This is a genomic window from Phenylobacterium sp., assembly GCF_036677185.1.
GTDB lineage: Bacteria > Pseudomonadota > Alphaproteobacteria > Caulobacterales > Caulobacteraceae > Phenylobacterium.
Map to the genome: position 1 here is coordinate 1 of NZ_JAKFEN010000011.1, position 1,545 is coordinate 1,545.

Here is a 1,545-nt window from a genome sequence, read left to right on the forward strand (position 1 = left end):
CCCGCGGTGGTGATCAACGGCGTGGCCGGCATTGCCGGTGACGGCAACGGCGACGGCCTGGTCGATTCAGTGCAGGAGCAGGTGGTCTCGGCTCCCTTCACCTCGTCCAGCAGCAACCAGGACGTGTTCGTCACGCTGGTCGCCGACAGCAGTGCCGGCACGGTGAACTCCGGCTCCACCACCACCTTCCAGAACATCCGCCAGGAGGCGCCGCCCGCCGAGAAGCCCGCCGCCCTGGACATGCCGCTGGGCCTGATCGACTTCACCGCCACTGTCGCCAGTGTCGGCAAGACCGAGGCGTTCAGCCTGTTCGTGGACGCGTCGCTTGGAGCCAACGGCTACTGGAAGAAAGACGCGGGCGGCGTGTGGCACAACCTGGCTTCGGAGCCCTACGGCGGTTCCACGACCCTGGTTGGCAACAAGATCCGGCTGGACTTCCAGATCACCGACGGGGGACGCTTCGACAACGACGGCATCGCCAACGGCGTGATCGTCGATCCGGGCGCCATCGGCGCCATGCCCTTGAGCGTCGTGGGCTATGCGCCCGACGTCGTGCTGACGCCCGACTCCCACTTCTTCTTCTGATTTCTTCGCAAGCCAGGTCGTACCCATGAACAAGTTCAACAAGATCGCATCCATCACGCGGCGCGCGTCGCTGCTCGCCGTGTGTGCCGCCGCCCTGGCGGCCTGCGGAGGAGGGGGCGGCGGCGGTGGTGGCAACGGCGATACGCCCAACCTGGTCAACCCATCGGCCATCCTGCAGAACTTCTGGAGCGGCACCGTCACCAACGGCGCCGATGGCGCCACGCGCGCATCGGCGGTGGTGATGCCCGACGGCACCGCGTGGGTGGCCATGGAGTCCGCCGCCGCGGTCGTCGGCGTGGCCAAGGTGGCTCTGAGCGGCACCGCCATCGATGCCGACTCGGCCAGCCTCACTGGCACGGGCAACTACTACCCGCTGACGCCCGTCAATAGCCCCGCCCAGGCCCTCACCGCGGCCGGCACCGTCACGGCCGCCAGCCTGACCGGCACCGCCACCACCGCGGCCGGCACCTCCACCCTGAACTGGATCCCGGTGACTTCGCCGGCGTTCGCGTCTGCCGCGCAGGCGGCCGACGTGCAGGCCACCTGGAAAGCTCAGTTCGGCGGTGCCGTCGGGGAGGTGACCTGGATCATCGATGGTGCGGGTGCGCTGACGGCGGGCAGCCAGAGCAACCTGGGGTGCACGTACACCGGTTCGGTCAAGCCTAGTGCCGGCTCGATCGCTGTCTTCGACGTGACCGCGGCCGAAGTCTGCGCCGGCGTCACCCGCAACCTGGCCGGCATAGCCACGCTGAATGGGGCCAAGACCTCCCTGCGGGTCATGTACACGGCGGACTCGGACGCCAGGGCAAACATCGCTGCCTTCAACAAGTAGCCCTAGTGTCCCTTCCGCAGCACCTTCGCCATCCGGGCCCGACAGAAGACCCAGCGGCGATGTCCCAAGACCTTCTCACTGCGTCGGCGCCCTGGCGGCTGCCAGTGCTGGCCAGCGGCTGGCTGGCC

2 protein-coding genes are annotated in these 1,545 nt (G+C 68.5%); both read left to right on the forward strand.

Features of this window, described 5'->3' with window-relative positions:
* The coding region (locus V6M51_RS01470) for a choice-of-anchor U domain-containing protein (RefSeq protein WP_332764017.1) at nucleotides 1–585 on the forward strand (585 nt) is incomplete at its 5' end.
* A gap of 25 nt (nucleotides 586–610) precedes the next feature.
* The gene (locus V6M51_RS01475; protein WP_332759342.1) at nucleotides 611–1,417 is read left to right on the forward strand and encodes a hypothetical protein; all 807 of its coding nucleotides are present in this window, start codon (nucleotides 611–613) and stop codon (nucleotides 1,415–1,417) included.
* Nucleotides 1,418–1,545: the final 128 nt, after the last annotated feature.

What these genes read in the sequence shown, in the direction of transcription:
- V6M51_RS01475 (WP_332759342.1), top strand. Translation starts at nt 611, where the DNA reads ATGAACAAGTTCAACAAGATCGCATCCATCACGCGGCGCGCGTCGCTG.